Origin of the sequence: Nocardia sp. NPDC051052 (assembly GCF_044456045.1) — a bacterium.
In the GTDB taxonomy this organism is placed as follows: Bacteria; Actinomycetota; Actinomycetes; order Mycobacteriales; family Mycobacteriaceae; genus Nocardia.
On sequence record NZ_JBITFL010000010.1, the window covers coordinates 380,262 to 402,651 of the forward strand.

The window sequence follows — 22,390 nt, forward strand, 5'->3', positions numbered from 1 at the left end:
CGCCGGAATCCGGCCGCGGTACTCGGCGCGACCGGATTCCGACTGAGCCCGGGATAACGGGAGGGGTCGAAATCCCGGACGGCCGGTCAGAACAGGGGGTCGTGGCGGATGTTCTTGGTGAGCGTCCCCGCGGCCATCATGCGGAACTTGGTGGTCTGCACCATCGAGGGTGAGCCGACGATCTGCACATCCCGGTCGGCCCAGGCGCCGAAGCTGGCGACCACCTTGCCGATCTGGCCGGTCAGCCGCGGCTCCAGGCCCGCGTGGGCGGGCGCGAGTTCCCTGGAATCGGTATACCACCAAGGGTTTTCGTCGTGTTCGGTGACCGGTGTGACGGTGAGCCAGCGGTTGGCGACGGCCAAGCTGTTCAGCGTGTCCAGGTCGTAGAGGTCGCACGGATGATGCCCGCCGACGAACAGGTGCACCTTCGGGTTGGTGCGGCGCTGCGCCATCGCCATCAACTGGGCGCGCAACGGCGCGATGCCGGTGCCGCAGCCGACCATCAACATCTTGCGCTTGGTGTTGCGCGGGATGCCGAGGCCGCCGAGCGGCGAGCCGAGCAGCCACTGATCGCCGATGGCGGTCTGGCCGACAATGGCCGAGCTGACCCAGCCGCCGAGCACGCTCCGGACGTGAAACTCGATCTCCCCGTTGGCATTCGCGGGCACCGCCGGTGACATGTAGCGCCACATCCGCGGCCGGGCCGGTATCTGAACGCTCAGGTATTGACCGGCGGCGTATTGCATCGGCTGGTCCAGTTGCAACCGCAGCACGGTCAGGTTGCGCAGCACGTCGCGGCGTTCCACCACGGTGCCGGTCCAGACCGGTGGCGTGGTTTCCTTCTCCGCCGCGCCGATCATGGTGTCGCTGATGATCTTCAAGCCCTCATCCCAGGCCCGGTCGACCTCGTCGGTCCACATCTCGGTGCCCGCGTACACCTGCATCGCGGTCTTCAGCGAGACCGCGACCGCCATGTAATGCGCGGCCTGTACACCGTATTTGCGGTGATCACGACCGAGCTGAGAAAGGAAGGGCAACAGCTTGTTCGGCTCCTCGAGCCGATCAAGGGCATAAGCGATGGCCTTGACCAGGCGGTCTCGCTGTGCGTCCATGGCTGCTGGAAAGAAATCGCGGACTTGGGGGTAGTCGGTGAATAGGATCGCGTAGAACGATCTCGCTAATTTCTCCGGCCCCCCTTCCTCCGCAGCAACCGCCTTGAACGTCGTTCTGATCAAAGCGACAGTCCGCGAATCCATTTGTGTCACAACCCCATTTCGCACTCGAACACAAACTGTGCCGGCGAGTGAGGTGCTGCGGGACACTCGTCAGCAGCCGTTGCCAAGGAGTGTAGGCGAGGTTTGCCAGGAGCGGAATCCTCCGTTTAAACAACAAGCGTGTAATTCCCCGGAAACGAGGACATGCAGCGCAAAACCCTTATGAAACAGACTGGTAGACCGCAAAAATCGGGTGAAATCAGTCACGGATACACTGAATTTGCAAGCCTCGTTATGCAGCCTTCGCTTCGAGAGCGATCTCAGAGCGACCGTGCGGCAACATCACTGGACGATCGACCGACTGAGTCAGTCCACGCCGCACGCCACGCCACCAGGGCGCCCGATGAAACTGACCAGTCGGCTATCGGCCGGGATCGGCTGGCCCGATGCGCTGTCGCACACCGAGTCTCGGCTTACCGTTGGCTACCCTTCAGACATCCGCGTCCGGCACGACTTCGGGCCGCTGACCTCGGAGCACAATCAATTCTCCGAGGCCGGCGGCCCGATAGTTAGCTAGCCGTATTCAGTATTGTTGCGGGACTGCTGATCGCTCAAATACCACGGCGATTACGCGGTTGCCACACCACCAGTGCGGTACTGCGTTGCGGCGGCGAAAGATCGGGCCGATAGCCCGCTCGCAACCGATCCAGCTCGGTCGACAGTTCGGCGACGCGCTGTTGCAATTCCTCGACCTGATTGGTGAGTTCGATGATGCGCTTGATGCCCGCCAGGTTGACGCCCTCGTCCTGAGACAGCCGCTGCACCTCGCGCAACAGCTCGACGTCCCTGGCCGAGTAGCGTCGCCCGCCGCCCGAAGTCCGTTGTGGCGTAACCAGTCCCAGACGGTCATACGTGCGCAGGGTCTGCGCGTGCATGCCCGCCAGCTGGGCCGCCACCGAGATCATGAAGAACTCGACGCGCGACGAACCGCCGCCCGCCTGCTTCGGATCATTGGACATCAAGCACCTGCCCATCCTGCCCGTGGGTCGAATCCGCTGGCCTTCTCCGCCTCCGCGAAGCGCCGAAGCGCTTCGGCGGCATTGTCATCCAGCTTTTGTGGCACCGCGACCTTGACGGTGACCAGCAGGTCACCGGCGCCGCCGCCGCGCTTGGGCACGCCACGACCGCGGACCCGGAGGATGCGGCCGTCCGCGGTGCCCGGTGGCACCTTGACGCCGACCCGCCCCTCCAGGGTGGGCACGGACACCGTGGTACCGAGCACCAATTCGCTGTAGCTGACCGGCAGCACCAGGGTGAGGTCGTCGCCGTTGCGGCCGAAGACCTTGTCCTGGCTGACGTGCACGCTGACGAACAGATCGCCCGACGGCGCGCCACGCAGGCCCGCCTCGCCCTGACCGGCCAGCCGAATCCGTTGTCCGTCACTGACTCCCGGGGGAATCCGCACCGTGATGGTGCGCGTGCGGTTCTGGATGCCGCTGCCGTGACAGTCGACGCACGGGTCGTCGATGATCGAACCGGTGCCCCGGCAGTCATCACACGGCTCGCTGAAGCCGAACGCGCCCTGGTTGCGGCTGATGATGCCGGTGCCGTTGCAATGCGGGCAGACCCGCGGGCTGGTTCCCGGCTTGGCACCGCTGCCGTGACACGTGGTACACGGCGACGGACTGGTCATCCGGAGCGGAACCGTGACGCCCTGCGCGGCCTCGCGGAACCCGAGTGTCGTCTCGGTCTCCACGTCGGCCCCGCGGCGCGGACGGCTCGTGGTGCGGGTGCCGCCCCGGTTGAACAGGCCGCCGAGCAGGTCACCGAGGCCACCGTCGCCGGCGTTCGCGCCGCCGAAGATGTCACCGATGTTGAAGTCCTGCGAAAAGCCGCCTGGCGCACCGGGCGTGAACCCGCCGCCGCGTGGATAGCCGCCACCCGCGAACAATTTGCGGGTCTCGTCGTACTCCTTGCGCTTGGCCGGATCCGACAGCACCGCGTGTGCTTCGCTGACGGTCTTGAACCGCTCCTCGGCTTTGGTATCACCGGGATTGGCGTCCGGATGCAGGTCACGTGCGAGCTTGCGGTACGCCTTCTTGATCTCGTCCGGCGAGGCGCCGGAGGAGACACCCAGTTCCTTATAGAAGTCCTTTTCGATCCACTCCCGTTGACTCACCGGATATCTCCTCCTCTCGCAATGTTCGATTCGCGGCACTCATCAGGTGCCTCCGGGCCCGACGCTCGCGCCGCCGAATTACTGTTTGTTCGCGCCGGCATCAGCGTCCGATGCCTCGGTCGGATCGGTGGTGGCCCCATCGGCCACGCCATCGGTTACCCCGACCAGCGCGTGCCGAAGCACCCGTTCGCCGAACCGATAGCCCTTGCGCATGACGATGCCGATCACCGGGTCGTGCCCGGAGCCCTCGTGCTGCACGGCCTCGTGCAGGGTCGGGTCGAAAGGCTCACCCGCCGAACCGAATTCCTCGAGGCCCTGCTTGTGCAGCGCGGTGGCCAGCTTGTCGGCCACCGACTTGAGCGGTCCGTTGTCCAGGTCGCCGTGCGCCCGCGCCCGATCGAGATCGTCGAGCACGCCGAGCAATTCGGTGACCACGGCGGCCTTTGCGGTGTCGATCGCGGTCTTGCGGTCGCGTTCGACGCGGCGCCGGTAGTTGGCGTATTCCGCGGTCAGCCGCTGCAGGTCGGCGGTGCGCTCGGCGAGTTCCTTGCTGACGGCGTCGGCCAGCAGCTCGGCACCCTGCGCCGCGCCGATAATCGACTCGGTGTCATTCCCGGCGTCCGGGCCGGGGCCGCCGGCGGCCTCCGCCGCCGGCTCCCGAACCTCACCAGTTTCCGGATCGATCTTGCGATTATCGACGAAGGTGACCGGCTCTTGCTCGGAGTTGCGCTGCTCCGAATTGTTGCCGTTGGTCACTTCTTCTCCGTGTCCACCGGCTCGTCGACAACCTCGGCGTCAACGACCTCGTCATCGGCGTCGGTGGCCGAGGATCCATTGCTGGACGCGGCGCCGTCGGTGGCCGACGACTCGTAGATCGCCTGGCCGAGCGCCTGCGACTCGGTCGCCAGTTTCTCGACGGCCGCCTTGACCGCGGCGATGTCGGTGCCCTTGAGCGCCTCGTTCGCCTCGGCGATAGCCGCCTCCACCTTGGACTTGATGTCCGCGGGGACCTTGTCCTCGTTGTCCTTGATGAACTTCTCGGTCTGGTGCACCAGCGACTCGGCCTGGTTGCGGGTCTCGGCCTCCTCGCGGCGGGCCTTGTCCTCGGACGCGTGCTGCTCGGCGTCCTTCACCATCCGGTCGATCTCCTCCTTGGACAGGCCGGAGCCGTCCTGGATCTTGATCTTGTTCTCCTTGCCGGTGCCCTTGTCCTTCGCGGTCACGTGCACGATGCCGTTGGCGTCGATGTCGAAGGTGACCTCGATCTGCGGCACGCCACGCGGGGCGGGCGGGAGGCCGGTCAGCTCGAACGAGCCGAGCAGCTTGTTGTGCGAAGCGATCTCGCGCTCACCCTGGAACACCTGGATCTGCACCGAAGGCTGGTTGTCGTCAGCCGTGGTGAAGGTCTCCGAGCGCTTGGTCGGGATGGTGGTGTTGCGCTCGATGAGCTTGGTCATCACGCCGCCCTTGGTCTCGATACCCAGCGACAGCGGGGTCACATCGAGCAGCAGGACGTCCTTGACCTCACCCTTGAGCACACCGGCCTGCAGTGCGGCGCCGACGGCGACGACCTCGTCCGGGTTCACGCCCTTGTTCGGCTCACGGCCGCCGGTCAGTTCCTTGACCAGCTCGGAGACGGCGGGCATCCGGGTGGAACCACCGACGAGCACGACGTGGTCGATCGCGGCGACGTTGATGCCCGCGTCCTTGATCACGGACTGGAACGGCGCACGGGTGCGGTCGAGCAGGTCCGAGGTGATCTTCTGGAACTCGGCGCGGGTCAGCTGCTCGTCGAGGAACAGCGGGTTCTTGTCCGCGTCGACGGTGATGTAGGGCAGGTTGATCGAGGTGCTCTGCGAGGAGCTGAGCTCGATCTTCGCCTTCTCGGCGGCCTCACGCAGCCGCTGCAGCGCCATCTTGTCCTTGGTCAGGTCGATGCCGGCGCTGGCCTTGAACTTGTCGACCAGCCAGGTCACCACGCGCTCGTCCCAGTCGTCACCACCGAGGTGGTTGTCACCGGAGGTCGCGCGGACCTCGACGACGCCCTCGCCGATTTCCAGCAGCGAGACGTCGAAGGTACCGCCACCGAGGTCGAAGACCAGGATGGTCTGTTCCTTGTCGCCCTTGTCCAGGCCGTACGCCAGTGCGGCCGCGGTGGGCTCGTTGACGATGCGCAGCACGTTCAGGCCGGCGATCTGGCCGGCTTCCTTGGTGGCCTGGCGCTGAGCGTCCTCGAAGTACGCAGGCACGGTGATGACCGCGTCGGTGATCTCCTCACCGAGGTAGGCCTCCGCGTCGCGCTTCAGCTTCATGAGCGTGCGCGCGCTGATTTCCTGCGGCGTGTACTTCTTGCCATCGATCTCGACGGTCCAGTCGGTGCCGATGTGGCGCTTGACCGAGCGAATGGTGCGGTCCACGTTGGTGACGGCCTGGTTCTTGGCCGGCTGGCCGACCAGCACCTCGCCGTTCTTCGCGAAGGCGACGATCGACGGGGTGGTGCGCGATCCTTCCGAGTTGGCAACGACGACCGGTTCTCCGCCTTCGAGTACGGCGACGACCGAGTTCGTGGTCCCGAGGTCGATTCCGACCGCACGAGCCATTGTTGTTCCTCCTAATTGACGTACTTATTGGTGTCGGTGCTGGGCGTGTGTCGCCCTACGGCCAGGTCACCCTGTACCGCGAGACCTCGCTCCAGCACCTGACGGAGCACGGCCCCAGCAACGATGAGCGTGGTCGGCTCAATCCTGCCCCCAACTATCGCCGGGAGTCAACTCAAACTTGAGTCCGACACACTCAACACTGTCGAATAGCTCAACGGCCGACCGACGAGGATCATTCCCGAACGGCGGCACCAATTTCGTCTCTTCCTGATTCTCGTCGCGCGGACCAGGCCCGGCCACCCGTGGTGCAATAGCTCGCGCGGCGGGTGCGGGCCCGGCGGAGAGGAGTCACGGTGCCGGCGAAGACGCGGTCATGGTGGGGCTGGGGCAACGTCGAGGACGCGGTCCGCGGGGCGGAGCGGGCGGCGCTGACGGCGCGCGTCGCGGCGATCATGCCCGGCGCCGACCTGACGCCACACGAGCCACCGACGATCGAATCGCTCGCACTGCCCGAGCCTCGGATCGCCGCACCGGCGGCACTCGCCGAGTTGACTTCCCCGGATCCCGCCGATCGCGCGGCGCACGCACACGGGCAGGCCTTCCGCGATGTGGTGCGAAATCTGCTGGGCCAGGTGCGGACTCCACCCGACCTCGTGGTGCGGCCACGGACCGAGGCCGACATCGTCGACGTGCTCGACTGGGCGAGCCGGGCGAAGATCGCCGTAATCCCTTTCGGCGGTGGGACTTCCGTGGTCGGCGGGATCGAGCCGCGGTTCGATGGCGATTTCGCCGGTGCGATCAGCCTCGACCTCGGGGCGCTCGATCGCGTCCTCGAGATCGATCCCACCAGTCGCGCCGCGCGGATTCAGGCGGGTGTGTTCGGGCCCGCACTGGAAGACCAACTGCGCGAAGCGAAGCTGACGCTGCGGCACTTTCCGCAGTCGTTCGAGTTCTCCACGCTCGGCGGCTGGCTGGCCACGCGCGCGGGCGGGCATTTCGCGACGCTGTACACCCACATCGATGACCTGGTGGAGTCGATGCGGGTGGTGACGCCCGCCGGTATCAGCGAATCCCGCCGGTTGCCCGGTTCCGGTGCGGGGCCCGCGCCCGATCGGATGTTCCTCGGCTCCGAGGGCACGCTCGGCGTGATCACCGAGGCGTGGCTGCGTCTGCAGGACCGCCCACGTTGGCGCGCAACGGCTTCCGTGCACTTCGACGACTACGGCCAGGCGGTCGCCGCCACCCGCGTCATCGCGCAGTCGGGTCTGTATCCGACCAATTGCCGCCTGCTGGATCCGGCCGAGGCGTTCCTCAATGCCGGGGCGGCGACCGCGGGCGGGGTGCTGGTGCTCGGCTTCGAATCGGCGGACCACCCGACGCAGCCGTGGATGGCACGCGCCGTCGAGATCGCCGTCGAACACGGCGGCACATTGCCGGAACCCGTGCGCTACTCGGATTCGGACACGAACACACACAGCGGTGGTACGGCCGATACGTGGCGCTCGTCGTTCCTGCGCATGCCGTACCAGCGCGATGCGCTCGCGGCGCGGTCGATGATCACCGAGACCTTCGAAACCGCTTGCACCTGGGACCGATTCGAGGGCCTCAAAGCCGCCGTGACCAGCGCCGCGAACGACGCGATCCGCGCGGTCGGCGCGACCGGCGTGGTCACCTGCCGGTTCACCCACGTCTATCCGGACGGGCCCGCACCGTACTTCGGCATCTACGCCACCGGCCGCTGGGGCAGCACGGTCGCGCAGTGGGATGAGATCAAAGCGGCTGTGTCCGAGGCACTCTCGGCCGCAGGCGGGACGATCACGCACCATCATTCGGTGGGCAGGGATCACCGGCTCTGGTACGACGAGCAACGGCCGGAGCCCTTCGCGCTCGCGCTGCGCGCGGCCAAGTCCGCGCTCGATCCGGCGGGCGTCCTGAATCCCGGTGTGCTGCTGTGAATTACCGAACTCCGGTCAGCAAGGGCGCATTCGATCGTGGGTGAGTCCGGGATGAATGCCCGGGCGTAATCCGTTGCTCGCGGCCGTGCGCTGCAGTAACCGCTGCAACGTCGCCCGCTCGTCGGTGTCGAGTTCGGCGAACAGCTCGGCCTCCAGACGGCGCACTGTTTCCTGCGCGCGGGTCAGTACGTCGCGCGCGGCGGGCAGCAGATAGACGGCGTGCGCGCGGCGGTCGGTGGGATGCCTGCGTCGCGCTACGAGCTGTCGTTTCTCCAATTCGTCGACGAGCCCGACCATCACATTGCGATGTATGCCGAGCGTCTCGCCCAACTGCTGCTGCGTCTGCCCGTCGTGTTCGCGCAGTAGCCGCAGCATGCCGAAGTGCCGGGGACCGATGTCCAGCGGCGCGAGCAACTCGCCGAATCGACCGCTGGTGTAGGCGCCCAGCTGGCCGAGGAGGAAGGCGGGCTGGTCGGACAGCGGCGGAAACCTCGGATCGGTCACCCGCACAGCATACCTTTAACGCACTCATGATGATTGTCCTATTGCGTGATAATCACTTCATGTGCATAGTTTGAGGAGACGCCCACCGAGTCGAAGAGAGCCGCCGTGGACCACGACCTCCACCCCACCGATACCGATTCCCCGACCGATCTCGACCCGCGCCGCTGGATCGCCTTCGCGGTCGTGCTCGCCGCGGGCTTCATGGATCTGCTCGACGTCACGATCGTCAATGTCGCCGTCCCGAGCATCCAGTCCGACCTGAAGGCCCAGTACTCACAGCTCGAATGGATCGTCGCGGCCTACGTGCTCGCGTTCGCCGCGGTGTTGATCACCGGCGGCCGGCTCGGCGACATCTACGGGCGCAAACGCGTCTTCCTCGTCGGCATGGCCGGATTCACCCTCGCGTCCGCGGCCTGCGGGCTGAGTACTGACCCGACGATGCTGATCACGTCCCGGTTCGTGCAGGGCGCGATGGCGGGACTGATGGTGCCGCAGATTTTGGCCATCATCCGGGTCACCTTCCCGGAAAACGAACGCGCCAAAGCGATCGCGCTGTACAGCGCGGTCGGCGGATCCGCGTCGGCGGTCGGACTTTCGCTCGGCGGGCTGCTCGTGCAGTGGGATCTGTTCGAGCTGGCCTGGCGGCCGATCTTCCTGGTCAATATCCCGGTCGGCTTTGCCGCACTGTTCGCCGCCGCGGCCGTGATGAAGGATTCGCGCTCGACTACGCCGCCGCGGCTGGACGTGGTCGGCATGGTGCTGGCTGTCGGCGCCGTGCTGCTCCTGGTCTACCCGATCACCGAGGGGCGCCGACTCGGTTGGCCCGCTTGGACTTTCGTGATGATCGTCGCCGCGGTGCTGACCTTCGGATTGTTCGTCGGCTACGAACGGCGGCGAGCGCGGACCGGTGGGTCGCCGTTGATCGACCTCGGCCTGTTCCGTTCCCGGCCGTTCGCGATCGGGCTCGGCAGCTGGCTGCTGTTCTGGATCGGGCTCGGCGGGTTCTTCCTGGTGTGGACGCTGTTCATGCAGTCCGGGCTGGGCTGGTCGCCGATGCGGGCCGGCCTGACCGCGGTATTCTTCGCCGTGGGAGCTGGTGTGGGAGCAGGCGTTTCGGTCGGCGTGCTGGCGCCGCGGTTCGGCAGGCGGGTGCTGATCGCCGGCGGCGTGGTGAACGCGCTCGGGTTCGGTCTCTACGGTTGGCTCGCGGCACACTACGGCGCCGAGATCGCCTCATGGCAGATGGTTTTCCCGCTGATCGTGACCGGTATCGGGTTCGGCATGGTGGTCGCGCCGACCATCGACCTGCTGCTCGGCCAGATCCCCGCGGGCGAAGCGGGCGCGGCGTCCGGGCTGCTCAATACCGGGCAGCAGCTCGGCACCGCGCTCGGCGTGGCACTGGTCGGCGTCGTGTTCTTCACTCAGCTCGACCATGATTCGGCCCGCGGCGTCGACGCGGTGACCCCGCAGCTTCGCGCCGAGCTCGCGGTCGCCGGGTTGCCGCTGCCCGCGCAGGACGAGATCCTCGCCAATTTCCGTGCCTGCGTGCGGGATCGATCCACACAGATCGATCCGACCGCGGTGCCGGACAGCTGCCTCACGCCGACCGGTAGCGACGAGGTCGGCCGGATACTGACCGAGGCAGGTACCGACGCGAACGCGACCAATTTCGCCAACACCTTCGACTACACGCTCTGGTACGGCATCGGCACGCTGCTGCTGATGTGTCTCGGCTTCTTCGCGCTGCCGAAGGACGCCAAGCTCGAACCCCTCGAAACCGGAACCGCGACAGTGGATCTGACACCGATAGGAGTATGAGGACAATGGATATCCTGGTCATCGGCCGCGGCCCGAGCGTGGTGGAGTCGGGCATCGCCCAGCTACGAGCCCAAGGTTTCAGCGCGCACGGCGTGCTCGCCGACGAGGACGCCGTCGCGGTGCTCGACACCGACCCGGTCGACTTCCTGCTGATCGGCGGCGGCGTGGAAAGCGATTCGCGCGCGCTGCTGCTCGAGAAGGCCGAGCAGCACGGCGTCTCGGTGATCGAAGCCAACCGCAAGGGTCGCGACCTCGAAACCTACCTCCAAGAGGAGGTGTTCCCCGTCCTGCGCGACCGGCAGTGAATCCCGCCGCGAGACCGTCGCGATGCCGAGTAGGCACTCGCGGCGGTCTGATCGCTGTTTTGCCGGGCGGTACGCAGTAGCGTGGGAGACGCTGCCGATTCGAGGAGTTCACTATGCGGGCCGCCGTCGTCACCAACTCGAAGTTCGAGGTCATCGACCTGCCGACACCGGTACCGGGGCGCGGGCAACTGCTGATCGACGTAGCGCGCTGCGGCATCTGCGGTTCCGACCTGCATGCCCGCAACCATGCCGACGAGATGGCCGAGCTGGCCGTGACCACCGGCTACGACTCGTTCATGCGGTCGGACCAGAGTGTGGTGCTCGGCCACGAATTCAGCGGCGCGGTCGTCGATTACGGGCCCGGGTGCCGCAAGCGGTGGGCGACGGGCACACCCGTGGTGGCGCTGCCGATCGTGCGGCACGGTGCGAAACCGCAGCTGACCGGGCTGTCGGTCGAGGCGCCAGGGGCGTACGCCGAGCAGGTGGTGGTCCAGGAATCGATGACCATGCCGGTGCCGAACGGGTTGTCCGCCGAACACGCGGCGCTCACCGAACCCATGGCTGTTGCCTGGCACGCGGTCCGCAGAGGCCGAGTCGGCAAGGGGCAGAACGCCTTCGTGATCGGCTGCGGACCCATCGGCCTCGCGGTGATCAGCATGTTGAAGGCCGCGGGCGTGCGCACCGTGGTGGCCAGCGACTTCTCCCCGCGCCGTAGGGAACTCGCGACCGCGTGCGGCGCGGACGTCGTGGTCGACCCCGCCACCGACTCTCCTTGGACCGCCACCCCCAAACGCGGCCGAATCAACGGCGTCACCGACATCCTCGATCTCGGCTTCGACACCATGGACCGCCTGCGCCGCGTCCCGAACCTGCCGTGGTGGTACATCTTCCGCCTCGCGCACACCTTGAACGCGGGCCCATCCGGCCCCGTCATCTTCGAATGCGTCGGCGTCCCAGGCATTCTCGACCAGATCCTGACCGCCGCACCGCCGCTGTCCCGCGTGGTCGTCGTCGGCGTCTGCATGGAATCCGACCGCATCCACCCCGCCATGGCCATCAACAAAGAACTCGAACTCCGCTTCGCCTTCGGCTACGACCCCGGCGAATTCCGCGACACCCTCCACCTACTCGCCGACGGCAAATTAGACCCCACCCCCCTGATCACCGGCACCGTAGGCCTCAACGGCATCGAATCCGCCTTCACCACCCTCACCAACCCCGACCACCACGCCAAAATCCTCATCGACCCCACCAGCAGCGCCGTCACCCCTTGACGCTCTCGATCACAGAGATGGTCGGATTCCGCCGATGGGTTGATTGGAAGGCCATGCCTAGCGTGGGGCCACGGCGTCCGCGGCGGCGGATCTGAGCCTCGCGGCGAAGCGGCTAGCGCAGGTCGTAGACCAGATCAAGGAAGGAGAGCGCTGATGGCGGACGAAACGTTCGACAGCGTGTGGGATGCGATCGAAGACACCCCACAGGAGGCCGAGAACATGCGGCTACGGTCACGGCTAACCGGGCCTATTCGGGGAGGAGGGTGAGGGTGCCTTCGGCGCTGCGGGCGGCGGTTAGGCAGGCGGTGGTGGTGAATTGGTCGGCTAGGGGGTGGCGGGCTCGGGAGCGCCATTTGCGGACCGCGGCTATGGCCTGGTCTCGCTGCGTGGCAGGGGCGGCGTCGACGGGGAGGCCTAGGCGGAGGTGGGGGGCGATGCCGGAGCCGCCGATGAGGCGGTGCAGTTCGGCGAGATCTGGTGGTGGCAGGGTCAGTTCGTCGGTGCGGAGGCGGCCGAGCAGGCGCAGTTCGGCGAAGCCGTGGACGTCGGAGAGCAGGGTGCGTACGCGTGGGAGCAGAGCGTCGGCCTCGCTGCCGGGGTAGGCGGTCAGTACGCGGGCGAGGGCGGTGAGGGCGGAGTGGGCCTTGAGTTGGTCGGCGCGCTGGCCGAATTGGACGTCGAGCACGGAGCGCAGCTCGTCCACGCCGCTGCGGTTGGTCAATTCCGCTGCCAGCGTGGCGGAATCGCGCACGCCGAGCCTGATCAGCGTGACCGCCATGCGAATGCCGAACAGACCGAACCGTTCCGCGAGCTGGGCCCGGAGCTCCGGCGCCACGGGCAGTGCGACATCGGGGCGGGCGAAACGGTCCGCGGACAGTAGTGCCGTGCTCAGGTCGTCGACCGGGACACCGGCCAGCGCCTCGAACGCCGCATACTCCTGCTGGCGCAGCGTGGCCGCGGCGAACGCGAGTAGTCCGGCGACCGGAATCACGGCCTGGCACAAACCCGTTCGCTCCAGCTCGCCGGCGAAACGAGTGGCGACGTCGCGCGCCGAATGCAAGGCGTCGATGCGGCCAGCGCCGATCTCGTCGGCCCTGGAGACCACGCCGACAACACCGAGCGGGCCCGAAACACCCTGCGCCGCTCCGGTTCCGGCGCCTACCCGTTCGAGGAATCGGACGTCGGCGGCGTCGAGCCTGCGCAGCAAATACACGACCGCGTCGGCGCCCGGAACCGCGACACCCTGCTCGGACTGCTCCATATCCGCACCAGGCGTGAGCAATCGGGCTGTGCGCCGCGATACCTCACGAGACAGCGAGGAGGTGCCCGGCGTATCGATGATCGTCGTGTGGGCCAGTGCCGCCGCGGGCCATTCGACCTCGAGGTGATCGACCTCGCGCGCCGCGGGCGCATTCCAGCTCAGGCGATCCAGGTCGAAGGTTAGTCCGTGCGTACCACCGCCACGACGGACCACCACGTTGGCGCGGGCGCCGTCACCCGCGTGCGCGGTCACGCTCGGGGTGGAACCGTAGCGATACCAGGTGACCACCCTGGTGCATTCGGTCGCATCGGTCGGCGCGATATCCTGCCCGACAAGGGAATTGAGCAGCGTGGACTTGCCTGCCTTCAATGAACCGGCGAGCGCGATCCGCAACGGTTGATCCAGCCGACCGGCACAGTCCGCGAGCAGGGCCCGCGGTCGCGGTTCGCTCGCCAGCGCGGCACGCGCCGCACCGACCAGCCGATGCGCCTCGGCCACAATCCCCGGCGCCGCGCCGACCTCGCGCCTCACGACTCCGCCTCGCTGACGCTCGGCTCCGCCGTTCGCGCGAGCGCGCTGTAACTTCGGTTCGCTCGCTGACGCTCCCTCACGACTCCGCCTCGCTGACGCTCGGCTCCGCCGTTCGCGCGAGCGCGCTGTAACTTCGGTTCGCTCGCTGACGCTCCCTCACGAGGTCACCGTACCGACGGGCGCGCTCGGCAGCGCGGCCTGCATGGCGTCGGCGTAGCGACCGAGCTCTGCGACCACGTGCAACTGCCGCTCGAGCACCGTGCCACGCTCGGCCCTGCGAGCGTTCGCCATGGTCGCCGCCTCCTGCGCCGCGCGCAGCGAATCGTCGATCGACCGTAGGCTCCGCTCGGCCACCCCGGCGTAATGGTCACGCAGCGCCCGATGGATGCGGTGCAGCCGGTCCTTGGATTCCTTGCCGGTCTGGAACGCCACGTCGTCGACGAACCGGCGAACGGCCACCTTCGCCTCGTTGCGCCGCCGGGCCAGCCTGGCCTGCTTGTCGTCCCGGAAAGCCTTGCCGCCCACCACGAGTCCGGCGCCGAGCGAGATCGGGTTGAGCAATGCGAGTCCGGCGAAGGTGCTGGCGAGTCCGATCATCAGCACACCACCGTAGGAGCCGCGCATGCCGACCAGCAGTTTGCTGCCGAAGCCGATGTCGGGCTCCAGGTCGGCGAGGGTGCCCGCGCCGACATGACTGCCCTCGACGGCCGCATCGGACCGCACGTCGGGCAGATCGGCGGCGCCGACCTCGGTGAAGTGCTCGGCGACCCGCTGCGCGAGTTGCACTGCGCGGGAATGGGTCCACAGCAGGTTGTCACCGATCGCCGTATCGATGGTGCCAGTGAGGTATTCGGCAATGCTGTCCCAGTGCCGGCCCGGGTCGTGCTCGTCGATCCACTCCTCGGTGGTTCTGGTGATGCCGCGCAACCGTTCTCGCAGATCATGGTCGACGTCGCCAGCCAGGTCGGTGATGCCGTCGGCGAGGGTCGTCTGCCACGCCGCGGTGCGGCGGTGCAGTTCTTCGGCCGAGGTCCGCGCGGCCCGCAGTTCGCGGACCGCCGCCGCGCCGCGTTCCGGGTCCCGCACCGCGACCAGCTCGCTACCCAGCGTGAGCGCCAAATGTTCGGCGGCGGAACGGATATCGCGGGCGACCGCGCCGCGAGTGGCGAGCTGATCGCGCGCCACTACCTGATCGCGCAGGAATTGGTAGAGCACACCGAACCCCGATTCCAGGCCGAGCTGCTGGTCCTGCAGGCGCAACGCGTGACTACGCAGCAGCGCGGAGACCGCGATAATCGGCACGTCCAGGCCGGCTTTGCCGAGGTGGCGCTGGTCGGCCTCGTGCACCTGGCGCCAGTGCGGGTACAGGTCGGTCTTGGTGACCAGTAGTGCGACGGTCGGGCACAGTTCGCGCACCTGCCGCAGGAACGCGAGTTCCGGCTCGGTGAGCTCGGTGGACGCGTCGGAGAGCACCAGCACCGCGTCGGCGGCGGGCACCATACTCAGCACCCCTGCCGCGTAAGAACTTCCGTGCCCGCCGACGCCCTGGGTGTCGACCAGCACGATGCCGTCGGCCAGCAAGGCGTTGGGCACCTGGATTTCCATGCGCAGGATCCGCCGCCCCTGCGCCATCGGGGAACGCGCGGTGATGGTGCCGATCTCGTTGATCGGCACCGGGACCCGGGTTTCCGGACCGCCCGAGTCACCGCCGGGGCCGGTCAGCACCAACTCCGCCTTCGGCTCGGGGCCGTGCGCCAGCAGCGTGGTGATCGTGGTGGTCACGTCGTCGCCCACCGGGCAGATCTCGAGATTCAGCAGCGCGTTGATGAACCGGCTCTTGCCTTGATCCAGTTGTCCCGCAATGACAATGCGCCGCCGTGGGTCGCGGACCCGGTCGGCCGCCACCTCGAGGCGGCCGACCAGATCGTTGCGGCCCGCGGCACGCGCCGCCGCGATGGTTTCGCCGAGTACCGACAGCAGTGGTACCGCCGGTGGTGTGGCGTTCGGTGCGGGCGTCCCCATCGCGGTATCGACCTCTTCCAGTGAAACGGGCATTGCCAGTGCGGCGGCGGCGTGATCAGTGCAGCATCGCGTCGCCGGTGAGATCCGCACCGGCACTGCCGGCCAGATCCGCGCCCGCATGGGTATCGCCGAACAATCCGGTGTCGTGCGCGCCAGCGGTACTGTCCAGCCCTGAACCGAACGCACTCGAAACATCGAGTGACGACCAGGCGTTCGCGGTCGATCCGACGTCTCCGCTCAGCCCGGCACCGGTGTCTACCGCACCATGCGTTGTGCCGCCGACCGAACCACCGAGTCCCGCAGCAGTATCCACTGCACCATGGGTTGTGCCGCCAAGGGGCGCACCGGAATCGATGGCCCCGTGCGTGGTCCCGCCGAGCGAACCACCGAGTCCCGCACCGGCATCCACCGCACCATGGGTAGTCCCACCAAGCGAACCACCAAGTCCGGCACCGGTATCGACAGCCCCATGCGTAATCCCACCGAGCGAACCACCCAGGCCCGCACCGGCGTCCACCGCACCGCCGATACCGGTGGACAGGCCGCCGCCAAGGCTCGCGGCCGAATTGATCCCCGCCGACAGCCCGGTCTCGAGCCCGGTCGCCGCGTGCGCACCCGCGTCGATACCGCCGCCGAGACCGGTCTCGAGACCCGTCCCGACCTGCGCACCGACCCCTGCCGCACCGTCGAGCCCGGCCGTCAGCCCGCCACCCAGACCGGCACCGGCATCCGCCGCAGCCCCGATCCCCGTGGACAAACCCGTCGCCAACCCGGTTACCGCGTGCGTGCCTACATCAACCGCGCCACCCGCATGTGCGCCTGCATCGAGGGCACCGCAGAGACCCGTGGACAACCCGGTCCCCAAGCCCGAACCCACCTGTGCCCCAGCGTTGATGGAACTATCCACACTCGAGGCGAACCCGGTGCCGAGGTCAGCGCCTACCTGCGTACCCGCACCGAGAACCGCGCCCGCACTGCCCGACAGTCCGGTCTCCAGACCCGACCCGATCTGCACGCCCGTGTTCACCGCCGAGGACAACCCGCCACCGATCTCGGTGCCCGCGCCTACCGCCGCACCGAGCCCGGTTTCCAGACCAGTAGTAACCTGCGCGGCCGAATTAGCCACGCCGCCAACGGTTGTGGACAACCCACCACCGATGCCAGTCGAGAGGCCTGCATTCAGATCGGCCGCACCTTGCGCAACACCACCGAGCCCGGTCGACAACCCAGCCGCGGCTTGGCCGCTCGCGTCGAGCGTGCCGCCGACACCGGCCGACAGGCCTGTGCCGAGATTGGCGGCGGTCGCTCCGAGCCCCGTGGACAAACCACCGGCCAACTCGCTACCGGCATCCACCGCGCCGTGCAAACCGGCACCGAGATCAGCACCGACGGCCGCATCGATGCCGGTCGTCACACCGGTCACCGCGTGCAGCGCGCCCTGCAATCCAGTGGAGAGATCGGTACCGACCTGCGTACCCGCACCGATCGCCCCATCGAGACCGGTAGAGATGCCGGTCGTGGCCTGTCCTACCGCACCGCCGATATTCGTGGACAAACTCGTTTCCAGCCCCGTCCCGGCATGCAGTCCGGCATCCACCGCACCCTGCACGTCGGCACCGATACCAGTCACCGCTTGCCCCGCCACACCGAGTGCGCCACCGACCGCGGCGGACAGATTCGCACCCACGTCGGCGACGGACCCGAGACCCGCGGAAAGGCCCGCACCGAGGTCAGCACCGACCTGCAGCCCGGTGTTGATCGCGGCGTTCAACCCCGCGTTGAGGTCGAGCCCCGTGCCGACCTGACCACCCAGGTCGATGCCGAGATCAGCACCGACGTTCAACCCGGCGTCGGCCGCCGCGGCGGCACCGACGGTGCCCGCGGCACCGAGCACAGCGGCAGCACCGGTCTGCGCCCCGGCGGCGACGATCGCCGACAGCTGGGAGCCACCCGCGACCAGCGCCGACTCGGCGACCATCGGGGCGACGGCGGCGATGTCCTCCGGCGTGACAGCGGGCAAACCCGCCGCCACCAGCGCTTGCGTGGGGTTGGCGCAGTAGCCGACCGCCGCCTCGTGGTCACGCAGCAGGTTGAGGATGAACTCGAGAATCGCGTTGGGTGTCATCAGAAAATCTCCTGAGAGCCGGCGGACCTCCGCGATCCGCATCGTTGGAATGCATTTCACGCTAAGGGCGCCACTCGTTACGCGTAACGGGGCCGACCCCCACAACTCACCCTGGCTCGCCCTTAGGGGCACCGGTGCCATTAGGGGAATTTCCCCGGAAGTTCCCCGGAAGCGGTAACGGCTGACCGCCAGCAACCGAAACAACGAGTGCGTCGGCGTGCTCCTACCGCGTGCCGCACTCGGACTACACAGCAGCGACACCGGACCACAGAGTTTTCGAACGGGGTTCACGAATGACAGAGCGTCTGGCGCTCGGCATCACTGTCGGGTCGTCGAATTCGGTCGCCGTGGCGGCGGCGGGGGATGGCGGCGACCGCGTGGTCACCCATCCCAGCGTGCTACGGCTCGCGGCCGACGCGCCGCCCGCCCTCGGCGCCCCCGCGCCCGGCACCGGACGGCATTCCAGCGACGTGCAGCTCGAGGGCTTCGTCGCCAGGGTCGGCGATCCGGTGGACATGCTCGCCGAGGACGGCACCGCACATTCCGCTGCCGACCTCGTTTCCGCCGCCGTCGCCTGCCTGATGGACGAGATAAGCACGCAGGCACGCGAGTACGGTTCGACGGTCGTCTGCCACCCGGCGTGGTGGCTGCGGCACACCGTCGATATCCAGCGCGCGGCCCTCGATCGGGAGGGCCTGCGCGAGGTGACGCTGGTGCCCGAACCGACCGCCGCGGTCCGCTGGCTCGAATCCGCGCACGGCCCGCTCGGGGACGGCGCGGTGCTCGTGTATGACCTCGGCGCCACCGGGCTCACCGTGTCGGTGGTGCGGACCGGCGACCATGCCGGGGTGCTCGGCACACCACTGCGGACCACGGACATCGCTGGCGCCGAATTCGATCTGCTGACCATGCGCTACGTGCTGGCAAACGCTGTGCTCGCAAATGATTTCGACCCGTTCGACCCCGTAGTCGAGCGGAAATTGTCAGCATTGCGCGAGCAGTGCCGAACCGCTAAAGAAGAGCTCTCGATAAATACGGCAACCGTCGTCCAAGTGCGGTTGAATCCGGCGGACACGCACAGCGGCAACGTCCGGCTGGTGCGCGGCGAGCTGGAAGATCTGCTGCGCGGGCCGCTGCTCACCTCGACCGAGCTGATCCGCGACGCGGTGCATCGGGCCGGCCTCGACATCGCCGATATCGGCCGCGTGTTGCTCACCGGTGGCGGCGGCGCGATCCCCTTGGTCGCGGAGCTGATCTCGACCGAATTCGGTCTTCCGGTGGTCGCCGCCGCCGATCCGGCCAACACCGGCGCCCGCGGAGCCGCCGTGCTCGCCGCGGATCTGGCGTCGGCCCGTACGCCCGTCGCGCCGCCGGTCCTGACCGAACCGGCGACCAAAGAACTTCCCTCGGTGGCGATCTCGTCCCTGCCGAGCGCCGAGACCCCGCGCATGCCGCGATTCGGCGGCAGGCGGCGGGCCGCCATCGTCGCGGGCGCCGCGGTCGTCATCGGATTACTGGCCACCGGCACCGTCGCGATCGGCACGGGCGCTCAGCCCGGCCCGAACCCGGCATCGACCGAACACTCGTCACCGGCGCGGGCGGCGGAGATCGCCGCGACCACCGGCGGGCAGGCCGGTGATCCCAATCTGCCTGCCGCCGCGACGAACCCAGCAACCGCGAACGCGGGACGTCCGAAAACTGATGCGGGGCAACCGGGTTCCCCGGCCGCGACGACAGTTGCCGTGGTGAACAGCCAGTCCGTCGCCGACCAGCCCGTCGCGCCGCCCGCGGAACCCGGTGCGCCGCAACCGGCCCCGCAACCGCAGCCCGCTCCGGCACCCGGACCCGCTCCTGCGCCAGGTAATTACCCCGCCCCGACGCCGCCGCAGCCGCCGAGCCTGCCGACCGGCGTCCTGAAGGACCCGATCGACTCCGTCGGCAACACCGTCGGCACCGTCCTGCGCGCCCCCGGCCAGATCCTCGGAGGAAACGGTGGCTGACATCGCCTTCGATACCCTGCCGTCCGCGCGCGAGATCCTTCGGGAACTGGAGTCGGCCGACCAGGAGCCGGTCATCTTCCTCATCCGCGGCCGCTCGCAGACCGGTAAATCCACCCTGCTCAACGAGATTCGCAATCGGCTGCGCGCCCGCGACATCCCGCTCCAGGACACTACGGCGATCGAGACGGCGCCCACCGGTAACGGCGGCTCCCCCAACGGATCCGGCGCCCGCCCCGCGCCGGCGACCGAGCTCCGCCCGGCGCTGATCGTCGACAACGCCCACACGTTGAACCAGTCCGAGCTCGAATACCTCTGCACCACCGTCGAATCCGGTCAGCGCACGGTAGTGATCGCCGCCCAGCCGCGCCCGCACGACCTGCGGCTGCGTGCACTCGCGGACACGGTCGCCCGGCGCGGCCGGGTGGTGGAGCTGCGCGCCCTCGGCGTGGTCGACATCGCCCCGTTCGCCAGGGAACTCGGCATGATGGTGCCGCGCCAGGTGTCCCAGCACATTCACCGGCAGACCGACGGCATCCGCGGTGGCGTGGTCGCCGCGCTGGCCGCCGCCTGCTCGGCCCGGCTCGACGCGGGCATCGGCGCGGTCGACGTGGCCGTCGCCGCCTGGGCCCGCTCGCTGCTGGACAACCTCGCACCGGACCTGCTGGAAACCCTGGTGGTCGCCACCACCGGCGCGGGCCTGGACGCCAGCGAACTCACCGAGGTGCTCGGCGTGGAACCCGTTGCCGCACAGCACCTCATCGATCGGGCCAGGGCCAGCGCCCTGGTCACCGACGCAGACCTGTTGCTCGCCCCGGCCGTCGGCCCGCTGCGCACGCTGCTCGGCGACCGCCGGTTCGTCGCGGTTCAGCGCAAACTGCTCGGCGCGCGACTGGACGCGGGCCTGCTGCGCGACCACACCGCGCTGCTGCTCGCCGAATCCGGCGTCCGTGACCAACGCCTGGCCGAATTCCTCGCCGCCGCGGCGGAAAAGGCGGGCCGCGAGGCGGTGCGCTACTACGCCGCGGCCGCGGCGACCGGTGCCGACCCCGATCTCATCGCACTGCGCTGGGCCGAGGCGGCCGGGCGCAACGGCGACGGCGAGACAGCTATCCGGCTGGCCGAGCCGGTGCTGGCCCGTTCCGGGGTGTCCAGCGCGGAGCTCGCCGACGCGGTGCGGATCTGCGCGGCGGCGCTGACCCGGCGCGGCCTGGTTGCCCGTGCGGCCCAACTGTATTCGTGGCTCGGTGCGCAACGAGTCGGCGCCGATTGGGCCATCGGGGCCACCGTGCTCTCGCTGGCCGGTGACGTGTCCGGCGCGGCGGAGATGTCCGACTCGTCGACGCAGTGGCCGCCGACCGAGGCCAACGCCCACGCCCGGCTGATCGCCACGGCACTGGCGGGTTCCCTCAGCCGGCGCAACGGCGGAACCCCCACCACACCAACGCTATCCACGAACGGCACACCGGCGGCGGTCTCCGCGCTGGTGCAGGCCGCGCACGCCGACTCCGGCGTCGACCGATTCCTGCCCTGCACAGCGGTGTCCATCGCGACACTGCTCTGCCTGGGCACCGGCGAGCCACGCCGCGCGGGCGACGCACTGCGCCGCGCCACGGTAAGCGGCCTGCGCTGCCACCAGCTCCAGGTGCTCGCGGCCTGGTCGGCCATGCTCGGCGGCGACGAGCGCGCCGCCGCCGCGACGGTCGCCGCACTCGATCACGATTCGCTGGACGTGCGCGATCGCCTGCTCGCGCACGGTGTCGCGGTCGGCCTGGCCAGGCGCACCGGCGATCACGCCGCGCTGTCGCGGGCCTGGCAGGCGGCCTACCTGATGTTCGACGACGTGGAGGCCGACCTGCTCGCGCTGCTGCCGATCGGCGAATTGTGGCTGGCCGCAATCCGATTGCGCGACGAGGGCCGGATCGCGCCGCTGGTCGACTCCGCACAGGCCCTGCTGCGCCGCTTGGGCGAACCGCCGGCCTGGGCGAACGCCTTCCACTGGTACGGCGTGCAGGCCGCGATCCTGCACGAGAGCCCGCAGGAGTTGCTCCCGCACGCCCGGCCGCTGAAGGCCGCGGCCGAGGCGGGCGACCGGCACGCCGCCGTACTCGCCGACGCGGGCCGCACCTGGGTGCTCGTGCTGCGCGGTGAGGTATCGGTGGCACCGGTGGAAGCCGCCGTCGCCGGATTGAGCGAGATCGGCATGACCTGGGACGCCGCCAGGCTGGCCAGCGAGGCCGCCCTCGCCGCCGCTGATTCGGCGACCGCGACCGCGCTGCTCAAGCTGGCCCGCACGGTGCGCGCCGATGCCAAACCGCAGGACCCGATCGTGCCGCCGACCGCGGCAGCGCCGCAGCAGGGTGCCGAACCCGCCCCCGATCCGGCGGTCGGCGAACAGACCGCGATCCTCAGCGAGCGGGAACGGGAAGTCGCCGAGCTGGTCCTGCTCGGGCTGACGTACCGGGAGATCGGTGCTCGTCTGTACATTTCCGCCAAGACGGTGGAGCATCATGTCGCCCGTATTCGGCGCCGAATCGGTGCTCGGTCCCGATCGGAGTTATTGTCGATGCTCCGCGCCATGGGACACGGCTCCCTACTGGTGTGA

The 22,390-nt window shown here is 68.6% G+C and carries 15 protein-coding genes; 6 read left to right on the forward strand and 9 right to left on the reverse strand.

The genetic code is table 11. The annotated features are described in order from the left end of the window. Positions 1–86 precede the first annotated feature (86 nt). The 5 genes from ACIBCN_RS32430 to dnaK form a co-directional block, all read right to left on the reverse strand. Entirely contained in the window at positions 87–1,256 is a 1,170-nt protein-coding gene (locus ACIBCN_RS32430; RefSeq protein ID WP_396995498.1) for an FAD-binding oxidoreductase, read from the reverse strand. 569 nt (positions 1,257–1,825) lie between these two features. Then, positions 1,826–2,233: a heat shock protein transcriptional repressor HspR gene (locus ACIBCN_RS32435; RefSeq protein ID WP_396995499.1), complete on the reverse strand. Its 408-nt coding sequence runs from the start codon at positions 2,231–2,233 to the stop codon at positions 1,826–1,828. Continuing rightward, on the reverse strand, positions 2,233–3,393 hold the full coding sequence (gene dnaJ / locus ACIBCN_RS32440) for a molecular chaperone DnaJ (protein WP_396995500.1): 1,161 nt from the start codon (positions 3,391–3,393) through the stop codon (positions 2,233–2,235). Before dnaJ ends, ACIBCN_RS32435 begins: the two co-directional genes overlap by 1 nt. Positions 3,394–3,471: 78 nt before the next feature. Next, on the reverse strand, positions 3,472–4,149 hold the full coding sequence (gene grpE, locus ACIBCN_RS32445; RefSeq protein ID WP_396995501.1) for a nucleotide exchange factor GrpE: 678 nt from the start codon (positions 4,147–4,149) through the stop codon (positions 3,472–3,474). Beyond that, positions 4,146–5,993 (reverse strand): molecular chaperone DnaK, encoded by a 1,848-nt coding sequence (gene dnaK / locus ACIBCN_RS32450; RefSeq protein ID WP_396995502.1) that lies wholly within the window; start codon positions 5,991–5,993, stop codon positions 4,146–4,148. Before dnaK ends, grpE begins: the two co-directional genes overlap by 4 nt. 353 nt (positions 5,994–6,346) lie before the next feature. Between dnaK and ACIBCN_RS32455 the strand changes: the two genes are divergently transcribed. Continuing rightward, positions 6,347–7,948 (forward strand): FAD-binding oxidoreductase, encoded by a 1,602-nt coding sequence (locus ACIBCN_RS32455; RefSeq protein WP_396995503.1) that lies wholly within the window; start codon positions 6,347–6,349, stop codon positions 7,946–7,948. Between the two features lie 15 nt (positions 7,949–7,963). On the opposite strand, the gene ACIBCN_RS32460 is transcribed toward ACIBCN_RS32455, so the two are convergent. After that, positions 7,964–8,452, reverse strand: a complete 489-nt coding sequence (locus ACIBCN_RS32460; protein WP_396995504.1) for a MarR family winged helix-turn-helix transcriptional regulator — start codon at positions 8,450–8,452, stop codon at positions 7,964–7,966. A 105-nt stretch (positions 8,453–8,557) separates the two neighbouring features. On the opposite strand from ACIBCN_RS32460, the gene ACIBCN_RS32465 reads away from it, so the two are divergent. The 3 genes from ACIBCN_RS32465 to ACIBCN_RS32475 all read left to right on the forward strand — a co-directional run bounded on the left by ACIBCN_RS32465 (position 8,558) and on the right by ACIBCN_RS32475 (position 11,849). Next, entirely contained in the window at positions 8,558–10,270 is a 1,713-nt protein-coding gene (locus tag ACIBCN_RS32465) for an MFS transporter (protein ID WP_396995505.1), read from the forward strand. A 5-nt stretch (positions 10,271–10,275) separates the two neighbouring features. Continuing rightward, on the forward strand, positions 10,276–10,575 hold the full coding sequence (locus ACIBCN_RS32470; protein ID WP_396995506.1) for a hypothetical protein: 300 nt from the start codon (positions 10,276–10,278) through the stop codon (positions 10,573–10,575). A gap of 113 nt (positions 10,576–10,688) precedes the next feature. Beyond that, a complete protein-coding gene (locus ACIBCN_RS32475; RefSeq protein WP_396995507.1) occupies positions 10,689–11,849 on the forward strand; it encodes a zinc-binding dehydrogenase in 1,161 nt (386 codons plus the stop codon). A gap of 247 nt (positions 11,850–12,096) precedes the next feature. On the opposite strand, the gene ACIBCN_RS32480 is transcribed toward ACIBCN_RS32475, so the two are convergent. The 3 genes from ACIBCN_RS32480 to ACIBCN_RS32490 form a co-directional block, all read right to left on the reverse strand. After that, positions 12,097–13,641, reverse strand: a complete 1,545-nt coding sequence (locus tag ACIBCN_RS32480; RefSeq protein WP_396995508.1) for a dynamin family protein — start codon at positions 13,639–13,641, stop codon at positions 12,097–12,099. 156 nt (positions 13,642–13,797) lie between these two features. Further along, entirely contained in the window at positions 13,798–15,663 is a 1,866-nt protein-coding gene (locus tag ACIBCN_RS32485; protein ID WP_396995543.1) for a dynamin family protein, read from the reverse strand. Between the two features lie 55 nt (positions 15,664–15,718). Continuing rightward, on the reverse strand, positions 15,719–17,788 hold the full coding sequence (locus ACIBCN_RS32490) for an IniB N-terminal domain-containing protein (RefSeq protein ID WP_396995509.1): 2,070 nt from the start codon (positions 17,786–17,788) through the stop codon (positions 15,719–15,721). Positions 17,789–18,081: 293 nt separating this feature from the next. On the opposite strand from ACIBCN_RS32490, the gene ACIBCN_RS32495 reads away from it, so the two are divergent. After that, positions 18,082–19,788 (forward strand): Hsp70 family protein, encoded by a 1,707-nt coding sequence (locus ACIBCN_RS32495; RefSeq protein ID WP_396995510.1) that lies wholly within the window; start codon positions 18,082–18,084, stop codon positions 19,786–19,788. Continuing rightward, a complete protein-coding gene (locus ACIBCN_RS32500; protein ID WP_396995511.1) occupies positions 19,781–22,390 on the forward strand; it encodes a LuxR C-terminal-related transcriptional regulator in 2,610 nt (869 codons plus the stop codon). Before ACIBCN_RS32495 ends, ACIBCN_RS32500 begins: the two co-directional genes overlap by 8 nt.